General features: G+C 69.0%; 12 protein-coding genes and 1 pseudogene. 5 read left to right on the forward strand and 8 right to left on the reverse strand.

What is annotated here, in order from left to right:
• Positions 1 to 2 precede the first annotated feature (2 nt).
• Complete coding sequence (locus tag BN4252_RS07345; RefSeq protein WP_066528344.1) at positions 3 to 785, reverse strand: hypothetical protein; 783 nt, start codon at positions 783 to 785, stop codon at positions 3 to 5.
• Positions 786 to 1,077: 292 nt separating this feature from the next.
• Here BN4252_RS07345 and BN4252_RS07350 point away from each other — a divergent pair, with 292 nt between their 5' ends.
• The 5 genes from BN4252_RS07350 (at position 1,078) to BN4252_RS07370 (ending at position 6,876) form a co-directional block, all read left to right on the forward strand.
• Positions 1,078 to 2,043 (forward strand): methylenetetrahydrofolate reductase, encoded by a 966-nt coding sequence (locus BN4252_RS07350; RefSeq protein ID WP_066528346.1) that lies wholly within the window; start codon positions 1,078 to 1,080, stop codon positions 2,041 to 2,043.
• A gap of 19 nt (positions 2,044 to 2,062) precedes the next feature.
• A complete protein-coding gene (metE, locus tag BN4252_RS07355) occupies positions 2,063 to 4,330 on the forward strand; it encodes a 5-methyltetrahydropteroyltriglutamate--homocysteine S-methyltransferase (protein ID WP_066528356.1) in 2,268 nt (755 codons plus the stop codon).
• A 157-nt stretch (positions 4,331 to 4,487) separates the two neighbouring features.
• Positions 4,488 to 5,450: a GxxExxY protein gene (locus BN4252_RS07360; protein ID WP_143341185.1), complete on the forward strand. Its 963-nt coding sequence runs from the start codon at positions 4,488 to 4,490 to the stop codon at positions 5,448 to 5,450.
• 156 nt (positions 5,451 to 5,606) lie between these two features.
• Entirely contained in the window at positions 5,607 to 6,128 is a 522-nt protein-coding gene (locus tag BN4252_RS07365) for a peptidylprolyl isomerase (protein ID WP_066528367.1), read from the forward strand.
• 67 nt (positions 6,129 to 6,195) lie between these two features.
• On the forward strand, positions 6,196 to 6,876 hold the full coding sequence (locus BN4252_RS07370) for a rhomboid family intramembrane serine protease (RefSeq protein WP_066528368.1): 681 nt from the start codon (positions 6,196 to 6,198) through the stop codon (positions 6,874 to 6,876).
• A gap of 304 nt (positions 6,877 to 7,180) precedes the next feature.
• On the opposite strand, the gene crgA is transcribed toward BN4252_RS07370, so the two are convergent.
• The 7 genes and pseudogenes from crgA to BN4252_RS07405 form a co-directional block, all read right to left on the reverse strand.
• Complete coding sequence (crgA, locus tag BN4252_RS07375) at positions 7,181 to 7,456, reverse strand: cell division protein CrgA (protein ID WP_066528371.1); 276 nt, start codon at positions 7,454 to 7,456, stop codon at positions 7,181 to 7,183.
• A 21-nt stretch (positions 7,457 to 7,477) separates the two neighbouring features.
• Positions 7,478 to 9,604, reverse strand: a complete 2,127-nt coding sequence (pknB, locus tag BN4252_RS07380) for a Stk1 family PASTA domain-containing Ser/Thr kinase (RefSeq protein ID WP_078056827.1) — start codon at positions 9,602 to 9,604, stop codon at positions 7,478 to 7,480.
• Between the two features lie 3 nt (positions 9,605 to 9,607).
• A pseudogene (locus BN4252_RS07385) lies at positions 9,608 to 11,105 on the reverse strand (serine/threonine-protein kinase).
• An 8-nt stretch (positions 11,106 to 11,113) separates the two neighbouring features.
• A complete protein-coding gene (locus BN4252_RS07390; RefSeq protein ID WP_066528382.1) occupies positions 11,114 to 12,568 on the reverse strand; it encodes a penicillin-binding transpeptidase domain-containing protein in 1,455 nt (484 codons plus the stop codon).
• Entirely contained in the window at positions 12,569 to 13,927 is a 1,359-nt protein-coding gene (locus BN4252_RS07395) for an FtsW/RodA/SpoVE family cell cycle protein (RefSeq protein ID WP_066528384.1), read from the reverse strand. It abuts the gene before it with no gap.
• Entirely contained in the window at positions 13,924 to 15,291 is a 1,368-nt protein-coding gene (locus BN4252_RS07400; protein WP_066528387.1) for a PP2C family protein-serine/threonine phosphatase, read from the reverse strand. Before BN4252_RS07400 ends, BN4252_RS07395 begins: the two co-directional genes overlap by 4 nt.
• The gene (locus BN4252_RS07405) at positions 15,288 to 15,737 is read right to left on the reverse strand and encodes an FHA domain-containing protein FhaB/FipA (protein WP_066528390.1); all 450 of its coding nucleotides are present in this window, start codon (positions 15,735 to 15,737) and stop codon (positions 15,288 to 15,290) included. Before BN4252_RS07405 ends, BN4252_RS07400 begins: the two co-directional genes overlap by 4 nt.
• Between the last annotated feature and the right edge of the window lie 18 nt (positions 15,738 to 15,755).

The following is a 15,755-nucleotide window of genomic DNA, read 5'->3' on the forward strand; positions in this document are numbered from 1 at the left end:
GGCTAGCGGTTGTCCACCTCGCGGTCGGGGTTGAGCTCGTGCTTGCCGCCCTGCTCGTGGCGCGGCGCGGTCGCCTCGCGCTGATCATCATCCAGCGCGTCGAGGGTGGTCAGCTGCTCGTCGATGGAGGCCAGCAGCTCCTCGTCGCGCTGCGCCGGTTCCTCACCGAGCGGGCCAGCGGCGCCGCGCATGTCGGCGTTCGGGCGCATGTCGTTGTCCGGCTCGTTGCGCACCGTTGCTTCCGTTTCGTCCTCAGTGCGGGTGGAGTACACCAGCGTGGAAGAGCCGCGGGAGTCGGTCTCCGTGCGGGTGGGGGCCGGCGAGGTGCGCTTGGTGGTTGTGGAGGAGTCGTCGTTTAGCCTGTCCTTCAGCCAGAACTCCCATACCGCCCAGCTCGCGGCGGCCGCGCCGGCGATGCCGAGCACGGTGGCGATGACCTTGCCGGCGCCCGAGCCCTTCTTCTCCTCCTGGAAGCGCAGGTCGTGCTTCAGCGCCTCCTGGCGGGCCTTGCGGTCCGGCGCGGCCGCGGCGAAGGCGGCGCGGCGGCGGTCCAGGCGGTTGTGGATGTCGCGGGTCACGTCGCCCGCCTCGCGGCGCGCGGTGCTGAAGAGCTCCTCCAGCTCGTCCTGGTTGGCGTTGTCTGCCAGGTCGTCGAGGTTGCCCTCGCGCACGGCCTCGAGCAGCGAGTCGTAGATCTCGCGCTCCTTCTTCTTGCCGTTGTCGCGCAGGTAGTTCAGCGCGCTGTTGGCGCCCTTGACGGCCAGGCTCAGGGTAGAGAGGTTCATGGTTGGGTCTCCTTCATCGGTTGGGTTCACAGCCAGGGTAGCGAAAATCTGCAGGTGCGAGGGCCGAGCCGCGACCCGCGCAAAATGAACCAAGCTGTCCACCGAAGCGAAATATATTCACGCTGCGGAACCCCCCTCACCTGCGCCGGAGAAAAATAGACCGAGAGGTACATTGTGCCGTTTCGAGGCGGGCAATAAGTTTCACAGGCACCGTTGCAAAACGGTTTGAATAACGGTTGAACGTCACGTGCCGAGCCCGGCCAGACACTCACAAGTATCGAAAGGTTTTCTCATGCGTGGGAATCCTGCTTCGACGCGGCTGTCTGCTTCGGCGCCCCTCGACAGCCCCGACGAAGCGGCTGGTAGCACCCCGGCCGCCCGCCGCCGCAGCACCCGAACGGCGCTGAGCTTCGAGCTGATCCCGCCGCGCAACTCCGCGGACACGGCAAAGCTCGACGAGCTGATCGCGGGCCTTGCTGCCTACCACCCGGATTACGTTTCGGTCACCAGCTCCATGCGCAGCGACTGGCTGGAGGGCACCTCCGCCCTCATCGCCCGCGTTGCCAGCACGACGGATCTGCGCCCGATCGCCCATCTGGCCTGCACCGCGGGCACGGCGGACGAGCTCGAGCGGTGGATTCGCCAGCTTATCGACGTCGGCGTGCGCGGCTTCCTCGCCCTCCGCGGCGACCTGCAGCCCGGGCAGACCAGGCTGCCCGACGGCTACCTGCCCTACGCCACCGACCTGCTCAACCTCATCAACGAGGTGCAGGAGGAGGAGGCGTTCCGCCTCGCGGCGGGCAAGCTGGCCCTGTCGGTGGCGTGCTACCCCTCCGGCCACGCCGAGTCGAAGAACTTCGACCACGACTTGGACGTGCTGCTGGCCAAGCAGCGCCTCGGCGCTGACTTCGCCATTACGCAGCTGTTCTTCGACGCCTCCGATTACCTCGAGTTTGTGGAGGTCGCCCGCCTGGCTGGCGTGCGCATCCCGCTCATCCCCGGCATCATGCCCATCACCAGCCTGAGCAGGGCGAGGCGGATGGGTGAGCTCTCGGGGCTGGAGGTGCCGGGGAGCGTCGAAAAGCAACTGGCGTCCGCTTCCTCCCCGGAGGAGGAATACGAGCGGGGCATGGAACTTTCCGCCGAGCTTGCGCGCACGATCCTCGATGCGGGCACGGGCGGACTGCACATTTACACGCACAACAACCTCGCCGTCACGCGCGATCTGCTCGGGCGCATCGGCATTTTCGCACCCTAGTAATAAATAAGGACAGGACATGACCGCACCATTTCCCAAGGCAACGATCGAGGGCTACCCGCGCATCGGCGCCAACCGCGAGCTCAAGCGCGCGCTGGAGAGCTACTGGGCCGGCCGCATCGACGCCGACACCTTCCGCTCCACCGCCCGCGCCCTGCGCATTGACACCTACAACCGCCTGCGCGACCTGGGCCTGGACGAGGATTACGCCATCCCGGCCGACGTTGCGTACTACGACCAGGTGCTCGAGACCGCGCTGACCGTCGGCCTCGTGCCGGGCGGCACCGACCTGGACGAGGAGTTCGCCCTCGCCCGCGGCAACGACACCCGCGTGCCGCTGGAGATGACCAAGTGGTTCGACACCAACTACCACTACCTCGTGCCCGAGGTTGCCGCCGGCCAGGACATCACCCCTGCGCCGGAGCGCATCGTGCGCCTGGTGGAGGAGGCCCGCGAGGCCGGCCACACCGTGCGCCCCTACCTGGTCGGCCCGGTGACGTTGCTCGCGCTGTCCAAGCCGGCCGAGTGGTCCCTGCTGCCGCAGCTGGTCAAGGCGTACGCCGAGGTCTTCGCCGCGCTGAAGGACGCAGGCGTTGAGTGGGTCCAGGTTGCGGAGCCCGCCGTGGTGGCCGACCTGTCCACCCCGGACGCCGAGATCGCCGAGCACCTGCGCGAGGCGTGGACCGAGCTTTTGGCCGCCGACGCCCGCCCGAACGTGTACCTGACCACCCCGTACGGCGCCGCCCGCGAGGCCCTGCCGGTGATCGCCTCCCTCGGCGCCGAGGCCGTGCAGGTGGACCTCGCCCCCTGGACGCTTGATGCGGACGCCGAGTACCCGCAGCGCGTTCGCGAGCTGCTTGTCGACGCCCCCGGGGAGACCACCGTAGTCGCCGGCCTGATCGACGGCCGCAACGTGTGGGCCGCCAACCTGCGCCAGAAGCTCGAGCTGCTCGAGGCTCTCGGCATCGCCGACAACCCGCACGTGTCTACCTCCACCTCCCTGCAGCACGTGCCGCACACCCTCGAGGCCGAGAAGAACCTCCCGGTGGACGTGGCCAACTGGCTCTCCTTCGCCGACGAGAAGATCGGTGAGGTCCGCGCCCTCGTCGCCGGCCCGGAGGCAGCCGAGGAGGCCTTCGCCCGCTCCGACCGCGCCGTGCGCACCCGCAGCGAGTCCGAGCGCACCCACAACGCCCAGGTGGCCGAGCGCGTGTCCGCCCTGCCGGAGGGATCCGTGCAGCGCGAGCCGGCGTTCGCCGAGCGCAACGAGGTGCAGCGCGAGGCCCTGCGCCTGCCGCAGCTGCCCACCACCACCATCGGCTCCTTCCCGCAGACCCCGGAGATCCGCCAGGCGCGCGCCGACCACCGCGACGGCGTGCTCACCGACTCGGACTACGAGGAGGCCCTGCGCGAAGAGATCAAGAACGTGATCAAGCTGCAGGAGGAGATCGGCGTCGACGTGCTGGTGCACGGCGAGGCCGAGCGCAACGACATGGTGCAGTACTTCGCCGAGCTTCTCGACGGCTTCGTGGTCACCGAGAACGGCTGGGTCCAGTCCTACGGCTCCCGCTGCACCCGCCCGCCGATCGTGGTCGGCGACGTCTCCCGCCCGGCCCCGATGTCGGTGGAGTGGTCGTCCTACGCCCAGTCCCTGTCCGAGAAGCCCGTGAAGGGCATGCTCACCGGCCCGGTGACCATCCTGGCCTGGAGCTTCAAGCGAGACGACGTGCCCCTGGCCGTCTCCGCCGACCAGATCGCCCTGGCGCTCGCCGACGAGGTCCGCGACCTCGAGGAGGCCGGCATCAAGGTGATCCAGATCGACGAGCCGGCGCTGCGCGAGCTCCTGCCGCTGCGCAAGGACGACCGCCAGGCCTACCTGGACTGGGCGGTGCGCGCCTTCCGCCTGGTGGCCCTGGAGGCCCAGCCGGCGACTCAGATCCACACCCACCTGTGCTACTCCGAGTTCGGCCAGATCATCGACGCCGTGGCCGCCCTTGACGCGGACGTGACCTCCATCGAGGCCGCCCGCTCGAAGATGGAGCTGCTCGAGGACCTGGACGAGTCCTTCCACTCCGAGATCGGCCCGGGCGTGTGGGACATCCACTCCCCGCGCGTGCCCAGCCAGGAGGAGATCGTGGGCCTGATCGAGGCGGCCCTGGAGAACGTCCCGGCCGAGCGCCTCTGGGTGAACCCGGACTGCGGCCTGAAGACCCGCGGCTACGCCGAGGTGGATCCCTCGCTGCGTAACTTGGTGGCGGCGCGCGACGAGGTCGTCGGCAAGCAGTAGCCCCCTGGCGGCGCCTCTCTTCTAAAACTCGAAAGTAGCAGCTCGTTATCGCCCGTTTGAGGGGCCATAACGAGCTGCTACTTTCGAGTTTCGCGCGTATCCGGACATTCCCCCGCGCGCCCGCTACGCTGTGGGGCAACGAATGATCGGGGGGTCAATGGATAGAAGAGCACTCGTCGCGCGCCTTATCAGGCCGGGGCGGGCAGACGAGCAGGAGTGCAGGAGACTGTCCGCTACCAAATTCATCGCGGAAGCGGATTGGCGGGTGCTGCGGGACCACGAGCGCGAATTCCTGCAGGCCTACGCGGTGGGCGTCGCGGCCCAGAAAGCGGTGCTCATCGGCCGGTCGGCGGCGAGCGTGCTGGGGATCTGGACCCTGCCCGCAGCCGGCGCGCCCGTTACGCTGGCGAATCCGGCCCACCCGGCACCGCGGCGGGCGCAGTGGCCCGCCGGGGTGGAGTACCGCTCGATGCGGATTCCGCCCGTGGACATCCAGAGGGTCGCCCACGGCCATGACGCCCTCCTCACCACCACGCGGGCCCGCACCGCCGTGGACATTGCCCGCATGCACGGCGTCCGCCACGGCGTGGTGGCAATGGACTCCCTTTTTGCACACAAGACCCTCGGTGAGCGCGAGATCGCGCGCGTGGAGCTCGAGGCGTGCATCCACCGGCTGGCGGGCAAGCCCGGCATTGCGCACGCCAGGAAAGCGTTGGAATGGAGCTCGACCCTCTCCGAGTCCCCGTACGAGTCGCTGCTGCGTGTCATCCTGCGGGAGCGCGGCATCACCGTGCAGGAACAGATGTGGATCGGCCGGTTCGCGCGCCCCGATCTGCTGTGGGGGCAGCTGGCCATTGAGATCGACGGCGACATCAAATTCGACGAAAACCCGAAGCAAGCCGCCCTCGAGCAGGTCACCCGCGAAAACTGGGTTCGCGTACAGAACTACGAGTTCGCCCGCGTCCAGCCGTGGGAGATACTCAAGCGCGAGGCTGAGGTGGTGCAGCAGATCCTCGAGCTCAAAGAGCGCTCTTTGCTTCTCGACGCCCCCAAAGTGCCCGCCACCCCCAACCGCCCACAGCACGGCGAGGACTGGCGCCGGCGGAGAGGGGCTGGCTAGGCGCCCACACCCCGTCGGCAAGCAGTAGCCCCCTTTGCAGAACTCGAAAGTAGCAGCTCGTTATCGCCCGTTTGAGGGGCCATAACGAGCTGCTACTTTCGAGTTTCACGGGAGTGGGGCGCCCCACGCAGCCGGTACCCGCGTACTCTGGGCACCATGACTCAGAAGACGCAGACCATGACCCTGCACACGAACCACGGCGACATCGTCATCGACCTCTTCGGCAACCACGCGCCGAAGACGGTGGAGACCATCACCGGCCTGGCCACCGGCGAGCGCGAGTACTCCGCGCAGAACGCCTCCGGCACCAATGAGGGCCCGTTCTACAACGGCGCGATCTTCCACCGCATCATCCCGGGCTTCATGATCCAGGGCGGTGACCCGACCGGCACCGGCACCGGCGGCCCGGGCTTCCAGTTCGCGGACGAGTTCCACCCGGAGCTCTCCTTCGACCGCCCGTACCTGCTGGCCATGGCCAACGCCGGCCCGGGCACCAACGGCTCCCAGTTCTTCATCACCGTGGACGCCACCCCGTGGCTGAACAACCGCCACACCATCTTCGGCGAGGTCACCGACGAGGCCTCCAAGAAGGTCGTGGACGAGATCGCTAACGTTCCCACCGGCCGCATGGACCGCCCGGTGGAGGACGTGGTGATCGAGTCCGTCGAGATCGCCTAGCGCTCCCCGCCCCAGCCCCCGCGTCGCTCGCGGGGGCTTTCGCGTGCCCGGGTTAGGCTGGGCCGCGATGTCTCCGCTGCCCCCCGCCCTCAGAACCCAGTTCAGGGGCGCCCCCGCCACGGCCACCATCGCCGCCGTGTGCGTGCTCGTGTTCGCGGTCACCGCCGTGCAGGCGCGCTCGCTGACCAACGTCGTCTGGGACTCGCCGCTGGGCGCCGCGATGATCCTCTTCGGCCCGCTTGTGGAGGGCTGGGGGTTTGCGCGCCCCCTCACCGCCGGGTTCCTGCACTTGGACATCTCCCACCTCTTTGTCAACATGCTGATGCTGGTGTTCATCGGCCCGCAGATCGAGCGGTACGTGGGCACCGGCCCGTACGCGGTGGCGTATGCGGCGAGCGTGATTGGGTCGTCGGCAAGCGTGCTCGCGTTCAACTTCGCGGTGCCCACCGCGGGCGCGTCCGGAGCGCTCTTCGCGCTCATCGCTGTGTTGATCGCAGTTGCTTCTCGACGCTCCGTAGACCTCCGCGCCCCCATCGCCCTCCTCGTGGTCAACATCGCCTACACGTTCCTGGCAGCGAACGTGAGCTTCTGGGGCCACGCCGGCGGCCTGGTGTTCGGCGCCCTGATGGCGTGGCCGCTGACCTCCCCGCGCCCGCGCACCCGGTGGATCACCGCGGTGGTGGCCCTCGCCGCGGCTGTTGTGGCGGCCTGGGTCCCCACCATCCCGTTGTCCACGCCTATCTACTAGTTATCCACGGCGTTGTCCCCAACACCACCCCTGTGGGGTTTACCCACAGACCTATCCACATTGTGGATAACTACAGCCGTGTCATTCCTCGAACACCCGCTGAGCTGGAACCAAGAAATCCCAGCTCGCGTCGCTTTCGAACACCGCGCCCGGCGGCCCGGAAAAAGTAGTGCACAGCTTTATCCACAGGCTGTGGAAACACCAGCAACACCAGTACTTTCCACATCCTGTGGACAACCGTCCGATTCCTGTGGATACAAAAAGGCCACCGGCGGCGTGCCGGTGGCCTGGGGGAGCGGGTGTTCTAGCGCCAGCCCATGGTCATGAGCAGGCCCGCGATGAGGCCGGCGAAGCCGATGGCGTAGTTCCAGGGGCCCAGCTCAGACAGGAGCGGGATCTGGTCCCCGGCGACGTAGAAGACGATAAGCCACGCCAAGCCCAGGATCATCAGGCCGAACATGATCGCCTTGTACCAGGCCGGGGTGCCGCCGGTGTTGATCTTCACCGGCGTGCGGGAGGCCGACGTGGTGGTGCTGGATACCGGGCGCGCCGCGTCCTTGGTTACCTTTGCCTTGGGCATTGTGGGTCCTTTCGCTTCGGGTTAGCGGTTCAGCGCCCGCTCCAGGTCACTCTGGATGCGGTCCTGCACGGTTCTTCCGGGCATCGTATCACCGGCTGCGTTGGGCTGGTTCCTCAGCGGATTGAGCACCGCAGCGTCGAACTTCCACGCGTTGTAGCCGATGGCCTGGTCCTTGCGGATGGTGTTGCCGGCGGGCACCTCCTGGTGGCCGATCAACCCCTCGTCCACCAGTGCGCCGGTGGGCACGGTCGGGCCGGCCACCAGGCGGCCCGTCCAGCCCGCCTCGCGCAGAGCGCGGTCCGCGTCGCCCGGGGTCATGCGGGTGATCTCCGGCATGCTCATCAGCATGTTGTTGGACACGCGTAGCTCGACCGTGGTGCCGGTCTCCACCTCGGTGTTCGCGCCGGCCACGGCCAGCACCTCGCCGTCGGGGCGCTCCGAGTCCACGCGGGTGACGGTGGAACGCAGGTTGAGCTGGGACAGCGTCGCCGTAGCCTGGTTCACGTTGAGGCCCACCAGGGAGGGGATGGTCACCCGCTCGCGGCCGGTGGAGACGGTGATGGTCACCTGCGAGCCCTTGGACAGCTGGGAACCGGCTGCCGGGTACTGGGAGAGGATGATGTCGGCCGGGATGTCGTCGGAGTGCTCGCGGCGCACGTCCGGGTTCAGCTCCAGGCCGGCCTCCTCCAGCACCCTGGCGGCGTCCTGGGCGGAGAGGTTGGTCACATCGGGAACGTCGGTAAGCTCGCGCCCCGAAGAAACCGAGAGGGTGATCAGCGCGCCCGGCGGCAGCTCGGAGCCGGCGACGGGGTTGGTGCCAATGACGTGCCCGCGGGGGATGTCCGGGCTCGGCTCGTCGGAGACCGCCACCTTCAGGCCCGCCTGCTGCAGCTCGTTCACCGCGTCCTGGCGGGACTTGCCCGTCACGTCCGGCACCGCCACCATCTTCTCCTGCGTGGTGGTGGGGCCCGGGTCCTCGGAGAAGTAGTTGTAGGCGAACCAGCCGGCCGCGGCGAGCAGGATCACGCCGAGGACTGCCGCGAGCCACTTCATCCAGCTGGAGCTGGTCTTCTCGTTCGCGCGGCGGTGGTCGGCGTAGCGCGAGGCCTCGGCCGCCGCCTCGGCGCGGGGCGCGGGCGGCTCGGCGGGGGCCACGGGCTCCACGCGCACCGGCTCGCGGCGCGGCGGCTGCCCGTCGCCGACGGCGGTGGCCACCGCGGTGGCGTCGTCCGCGCCCTCGAAGCGGGTGGACCCGCCGTAGTCTCGCTCCGCGGCCGCGAGGTGGTTGCGCGCCGCGTTGGTCACGCTGCCGCGCTCCAGAAGGGCCAGGTCAGCGCCCATCTCGGTGGCGGTCTGGTACCGGTCCGCCGGGTGCTTGGCCATGGCGGTGAGGATCACGGAGTCCACGTTCACGGCCTCGTTGGGGCTCAGCTCCGCCTCGATGCGCTCGCTGGGCGGAACCGGGTCCTCCTGCACGTGCTGGTAGGCCACGGCAAAGGGCGACTCACCCTCGAAGGGCGGCTGGCCGGTCACGGACTCGTACATGACGCAGCCGAGAGCGTAAATGTCGCTGCGCGCGTCGGCCGCCTTGCCCCGCGCCTGCTCCGGCGAGAGGTACTGCGCGGTGCCGATCACCGCGGAGGTCTGCGTCATCGCCGAGGTGGAGTCATCCAGCGCGCGGGCGATGCCGAAGTCCATCACCTTCACCACGCCGGTGTTGGTCACCATGATGTTGGCGGGCTTGATGTCGCGGTGGATGATGCCGGCGTCGTGGCTGGACTGCAGCGCGCGGGTGACGGGCTGCATGATGCCGGCCGCCTCGCGCGGGGTCAGGGGGCCCTCGGCGCGCACGATGTCGCGCAGGTTCCGCCCGATCACCCGCTCCATGACAATGAAGGGCACGTCCACGCCGCCCACGTCCTGCGCGCCCGTGTCGTAGACCGCCACAATGTTGGGGTGGTTCAGGCGCGCGGAGTTCTTGGCCTCCTGGCGGAAGCGCTCGCGGAAGTTCTCGTCGCGCGCCATGTCCACCTTGAGCATCTTCACGGCCACATCGCGGCCGAGCACGGTGTCGGTCGCGGCGTACACGTCGGACATGCCACCGGTGCCGATGATGTCACCGAGCTCGTAGCGGTCAGCGATCTTCATGGGCTACGTGTCTCCTCCTGGGGCTGCTGAAACATCTGTTGAGTTTACTTCACCTTGCCCCTGGCCAGCGTGCCCGGACGCGCCGCCGGGCTGGGTGGCGGAGGGTTGCTCGCGCTGTGTGGCGGTGGCGGGTGCGGCGGGGGCGCTCGTCCGCGTTGGCGCGGACACCGGCGTGCTGGCCTCGGTTTCGGGCTCGAACGTGATGGTGCCGGGCTCCTGCTGCGTCACGGTGGGGCGCTCGCGCACGGTCTCGCGAACCACGGTCTCAGTTTCCGGCTCCTCGGACACGGTCTCGGTCTGCGTGACCGTGGGCAGCGTCGGCGCGGGCGTCGGCGTGGGCGCCGCGGGTTTGCGCAGCCCGTCGAACGCGCCGCTGGACCACGCCCACGCCCCGCCGCCGCCGAGCAGGGCCAGCGCCAGGAGGGCGGCGGCGATCGGCCACGCCTTCGAGGGCTTTTGCTTGTCGACGCCCCCCTGCCCAGCCGGCGCCGGCTGGGGCGGGCGTTTCGCCGCGATGGCCCGGGCCGCCGAAGGCGGGTAGGCGCCGGTGGGCCGGGAGGTGCGGTTCTCGGTGACGTCGGCAAGCATTTGCGTCGACGCGGTCGGGGACGGCTCGGCCGCGATCACCTGCGTGCGGCCGCCCGGCTGCGCGGGGCGCGTGCCCTCGCGCACCTGTCGCACGGCGAGCTGCATCTCGTTGCCGTCTTGGAGCCTGGCCTGGATCCTTGCGCAGCCCGATCTCGATGAGCTCACGCGCCGGGGCGGTGACCGTGATCGGCAGCGGCGGCGGCTCGTTGTTCACGTGCGCGAGCGCCACGGACACGGAGGAATCGCCCGTGAACGGACGGGTGCCCGAGAGCATCTCGTAGCCGACCACGGACAGGGAGTAGATGTCGGAGGCGGGCGTGACGGTAAAGCCTTGCGCCTGCTCCGGCGAGACGTACTGGGCGGTGCCCACCACCATGCCGGTGCGCGTCAGCGGCACCGCCGCGGCCGCCTTGGCGATGCCGAAGTCCGTGATTTTGACCTGCCCGTTCTGCGTGAGCATGAGGTTGCCCGGCTTGATGTCGCGGTGCACCAGACCCATCCGGTGGATCACGGCGAGGCCGTGCGCGGCCTGCTCCAGCACGTCGAGCGCCAGGGCTTCGTCCAGCTGCCCCTCGCGGGCAATGAGGTCCGCCAAGGACTCGCCGCGGATGTACTCCATCACGATGAAGCACATGGTGAAGCCCGCCGGGGTCTGCACCTCCCGGTAGTCGTACGTGGCCACCACGTTGGGGGAGTTGATGCCCTCCGCCGCCAGCGCCTCGTTGCGGAAGCGGGTGAGGAACTCCTCGTTGGAGGAGAACTCCGGGCGCAGCACCTTGATGGCCACCTCGCGCTCGCCCGCCACGTCGTCTGCCAGCCAGACGGTGGACATGCCGCCGTGGCCGATCACCCACTGCAACTGGTAGTTGGAGCCCACGAGCCGCTGGAGCTCGTCGCGATTTTCAGTGTTCATCCCAGTGTTCATCGTGCATCACCTTCACTTTCCGGCTCGGCGGCGGGTGCGGCCCGCAAGACGGCGCGCCCGATGGGGGACGAGACCTGGCCGCCGGTGGCGCCGGCGCCGAGGTGGCCGCCGTTCTTCACCACGACGGCCACGGCGACGTCCTTCGCCGGGTCGAACGCCACGTACCACACGTGCGGGTCCGCGCCCTCCGCGTGCTCGGCGGTACCCGTCTTGGAGGCGAATCCGTTGCCGTCGTAGCCCCAGGTGTTGCGCTCGGACCCGTACATCAGTCCGGCCATGGTGGCCGCCTCGTCGGGGGTGAGCGCCTCGTTGAGCTGCCGCGGCTTGGTCCGAGACACCTCAGTCAAGTCCGGGCGCAACACCCGGCTGACCACGTAGGGCGCCATGCGCACCCCGTTATTGGCCACCACGCCCGCCATCACGGCGGCCTGCAGGGCGGTCATGGTCACGTCGCGCTGGCCGATGGCGGACTGCGCCACCTCCGCCCCGCCCGGCAGGTCACCGAGGGAGCCGGCGGCGGTGGGCAGGCCGAGGTCATACTTCTCGCCGATGCCGTAGGCCGCCGCTGCCTCCCGCAGCCCGTCAGCGCCCACCTGCAGCCCCATCTGCACAAACGCGGTGTTGCAGGACAGCGCGAACGCGGTGGCCAGCGTCACCTGCCCGCCGCCCGCGCAGGGCAGCCCGCCGTAGTTGGTCAGGGGGATCTCGGTGCCCGGCAGGATGGTCTGCGCCTCGCCCGTGAGCATCGAATCGGGTGTGAAGCCCGCGCGCAGGCCGGCGGTGGCGGTGACAATCTTGAAGATCGAGCCTGGCGGCAGCTGCTCCTGCGTCGCGTGGTTGAGCAGCGGCTTGCCCGGGTTGTCGTTCACGTCGGCCCAGGCGCCCTCCGCGGTGGCCGGGTTGGAGATCAGGTTCGGGTCGTAGGAGGGCGTGGAGGCCATAGCCAGCACCTGGCCGGTGGAGGGGCGCAGAGCCACCACCGCGCCCTCGTAGCCTTGGGTGTCCAGCTGCTCGTAGGCGAAGGCCTGCAGGTTCGGGTCGATGGTCAGCTCCACCGAATCGCCCTGCTGGTCCTCCTCCAGCCCGGTGCGCAAGAACCGCGAGGTGCCGCCCGCCACGTCCCCCGTCAGGGCGGCGTTGTAGCCGGCCTCCAGCTGGGAGGTGCCGAACTGGCTTGACACGTACCCCACCACCGGCGCGAACGAGTACGGCATGGTGGGGTACGTGCGCTGGTAGGTGCCTTCCTCGCCCTTGTGGGACTGGGCGAGAACCTGACCCCCGGCGGTGATTTGGCCGCGGTCGATCTGGTTCAGCTCGATGGTGTTGCGGGAGTTCCGCGGGTCCTGTGCGTATTTCTCCTCGCGGAGGCCCTGCACCACGGTGAAGTTCACCAGCAGCGCCACGATGAGCAGCAGTGCGAAGGACGCGCCGAGGCGGATCGACTTGTTCATCTAGCTCGCCACCTTCTCCCGGCGTCGCTGGGGGCCTTTGGACATGGTCTCCGCCCCGAACTCGGTGGGGCGGTTCGCGCTGTTGGACACGCGCAGGAGCAGGCCCAGCAGGATGTAGTTGGCCATGATGGAGGAACCACCGGCGGACATGAACGGCGTGGTCAGGCCCGTCATGGGAAGCATGGCGGAAATGCCGCCCGCCACCACGAAGATTTGGATGGCCACGGTGGTGGCAAGCCCCGCCGCCAGCAGCTTGCCGTAGGTGTCGCGCACCTGCAGGGACGCGCGGAAGCCGGCAGTGACCAGCATGGCAAAAAGCACCAGCACGCTGGCCACGCCCACAAGACCGAGCTCCTCGCCGATGGCGGCCAGGATGTAGTCGGAGTGCGCCACGGGCACCAGCTCCGGGTGGCCGTAGCCGAGGCCGGTGCCCGTCAGCCCGCCCCAGCTCAGGCCGAACAGGGCCTGGGAAGGCTGGTAGCCGGAGGTTTCGTAGTGCTCGAGGGGGTCAACGAAGTTGGCCACGCGGTCCTGGATCTTGGAGCTGACCTGGTACACGGCGTAGCCGCCCACGGCCACCAGGCCCGCGCCGATGAGCAGCCAGGAGGTGCGGCCGGTGGCGAAGTAGACCATGGCCAACACGGTGGCGAAGAGGATCAGGGCAGGGCCGAAGTCGTTGGAGACTGCCATGATGAGGATGGCGATGGCCCACACCACCAGGATGGGCGCCAAGTCCCGCAGGCGCGGGAAGGTCAGGCCGAGAAAGCGCCGGCCCGCCACTGTGAACAGGGCGCGCTTCTGGGCCAGCAGCTGGGCGAAGAAGATCAGCAGCAGGATTTTGGAGAACTCGCCCGGCTGGATGGAAAAGGGCCCCAGCCACAGCCAGATGCGCGCGTCCTCGTACCCGGGAGGCTGCGGCCACACCAGGGGCAGGGCGAGCAGCACGAGGCCCAGGAGGCCGAGGAGGTAGGAGTAGCGCGACAGCGACTTGTGGTCCCGCACCACGGCTAGGGTGAGCACCATGAAGAGCACGCCCACTAGCGACCACAGCACCTGGCGCTGCGCCAGCGGGGCGAAGTCGGGCCGCTCCGCCAAGTCGAGACGGTAGATCATCACCAGCCCGATGGCGTTGAGGGTGGACACCACGGGCAGCATCGTCTGGTCCGCGTACGGCGCGAGCAGGGCGATGGCCACGTGCGCGATGGCGTACACCGCGGCGAAGCCGCCCACCAGGTAGAGCATCTCGCGGGTCAGGGCGCGGCCCTGGCTCATCTCCAGGCTGAAGAGCATCAGGAGGAGCAGGCCCGCGGAGGCGAGGAGGAGGGTGAGCTCACGGGTGCGTCGAAAAGCGCGCGTCACTGCTCCACCTCCCGGCACGAGCTTGTCTTGGCGTCTACGCACACGGGCAGGGCCTCTTCGGCAAGCCGGCTCAAAAGGCCCAGGACCTCGTCGTACGTGCCGCCCTCGGCGCGCTCCGCGCGCTCGACGGTCTCCTGCTGACTCTCGGGGAGGTCGGCGCGGCCGAACACGTGGCAGCTGGCGGCGGCGTCCTGCGAATCCACCTGCGAATCCACCGAGACGATGCGCAGCTTGTTGTGCTCGTCCAGGCAGGCGCGCTGCAACGGCTCGGAATCGGACTTGGAGCCGTGCTCGATCACGAACTCGCCCTGCTGGTCAACCTTGAGAAAGTACAGGTCGGCGCTCTTCCCGCGCACCCACATCGCGCCGGCGAACACCAGCACCGCGGCCAGCAGGAGCGCGCCCAGAACCCACGGCCACGCGCGGCGGCGCTTTAGGGGGCCCTCCGCATCGTCGCCGGCGGCGTCGGCCGGCTGGGTCTTCGCTCGGTTGTGGTCCGGCTCGATGGTCTCCGACCTGCGCAGCAGCGCCGCAGCCCGGCTGGCGGAGGAGTCCGGGTGCGATGTCTCGTAATCGGGCGCGAGTGCGCCGGCAACGAGCGGGGAGACGCTGCCGGGCGCGGCGGCCGCGCCGGCCTCCACGTCCGCGACCACCACGGTGATGTTGTCCGGCCCGCCCGAGCGCAGCGCGAGCTCGATCAGGCGCTGCGCCGCGATCTCAGGGGTGCCCTGGCCGAGCGCCACCGCGATGGTCTCGTCGGTGACCGGGTCCGTCAGCCCGTCGGAGCACAGCAGGACGCGGTCGCCCGCCCGCGCCTCCACCATCTCCAGGTGCGGCTCCACGGGGCGGCCGGTGTAGGCCTTGAGGATGAGGGATTTCTGCGGGTGCGTCGAGACGTCCTCGGGGTGCAGCTTGCCCTCGTTGACCAGGGATTGCACAAACGTGTCGTCGACGGTGAGGTGCTCCAAGGCGCCGTCGCGAAGCAAATAGCCCCTTGAATCGCCCACGTGGATCATGCCGAACTCGCGGCCGTTGAACATCAGCGCCGTGAGCGTGGTGCCCATGCCCTGCTGCTCCGGGTGCTCCGCAACGGACGCCTCGATGGCCGCGTTGCCGTCCTCCGCCGCCGCCCCGAGCAGGGCGAGCAGGTCCGCATCCCCCGGCTCCTTGTCCAGGTGCTCGAGGTGGGTGACCATGAGCTGGGAGGCGATCTCGCCGGCCGCGTGGCCGCCCATCCCGTCCGCCAGCGCCAACAGGTGCGGCCCCGCGTAGGCGGAATCCTCGTTGTTGCCGCGCACCAAGCCGCGGTCGGAAACGGCGACGAAGTTCAGGCGCAGCCGCGTATCGGCGGTGTTCTCGGTCATGGCGTCAGCCTCACAATCGTGCGTCCCATCTTGATGTCGGTGCCCACGGCCACGCGCTCCGGTTGGTCGATGCGGATGCCCTGCACAAAGGTGCCGTTGCGGGAGTCCAGGTCCTCGATGAACCACTCACTGCCGCGCCGGAAGAGGCGGGCGTGCCGCGCGGATGAGAAATCGTCACCGAGTTGGAAGTCATTGTCCGGCCCGCGGCCGATGGTCACAGCCTCCAAGCTGGCAATTTCCATGTGCGAGCCCCGCAGCGGTCCCTCCACCACCGCCAGTTGGCGCGCTTTTTCGCGCTTCACGGGGGTTTGGGCAGTTGCTTGCCGACGCACACTGCCAGCCGCCCGCACCACATCCTTGCGCTGCACCCACATCACCAGCAGGATGAACAGCCACAGCAGGGCGAGCAGCCCGAACCGGGCGCTCAGAATCACCGTGGAGTCCATGGGCCGTACCTTTCAGTG

Source organism: Corynebacterium bouchesdurhonense (assembly GCF_900078305.2).
Taxonomy (GTDB): domain Bacteria; phylum Actinomycetota; class Actinomycetes; order Mycobacteriales; family Mycobacteriaceae; genus Corynebacterium; species Corynebacterium bouchesdurhonense.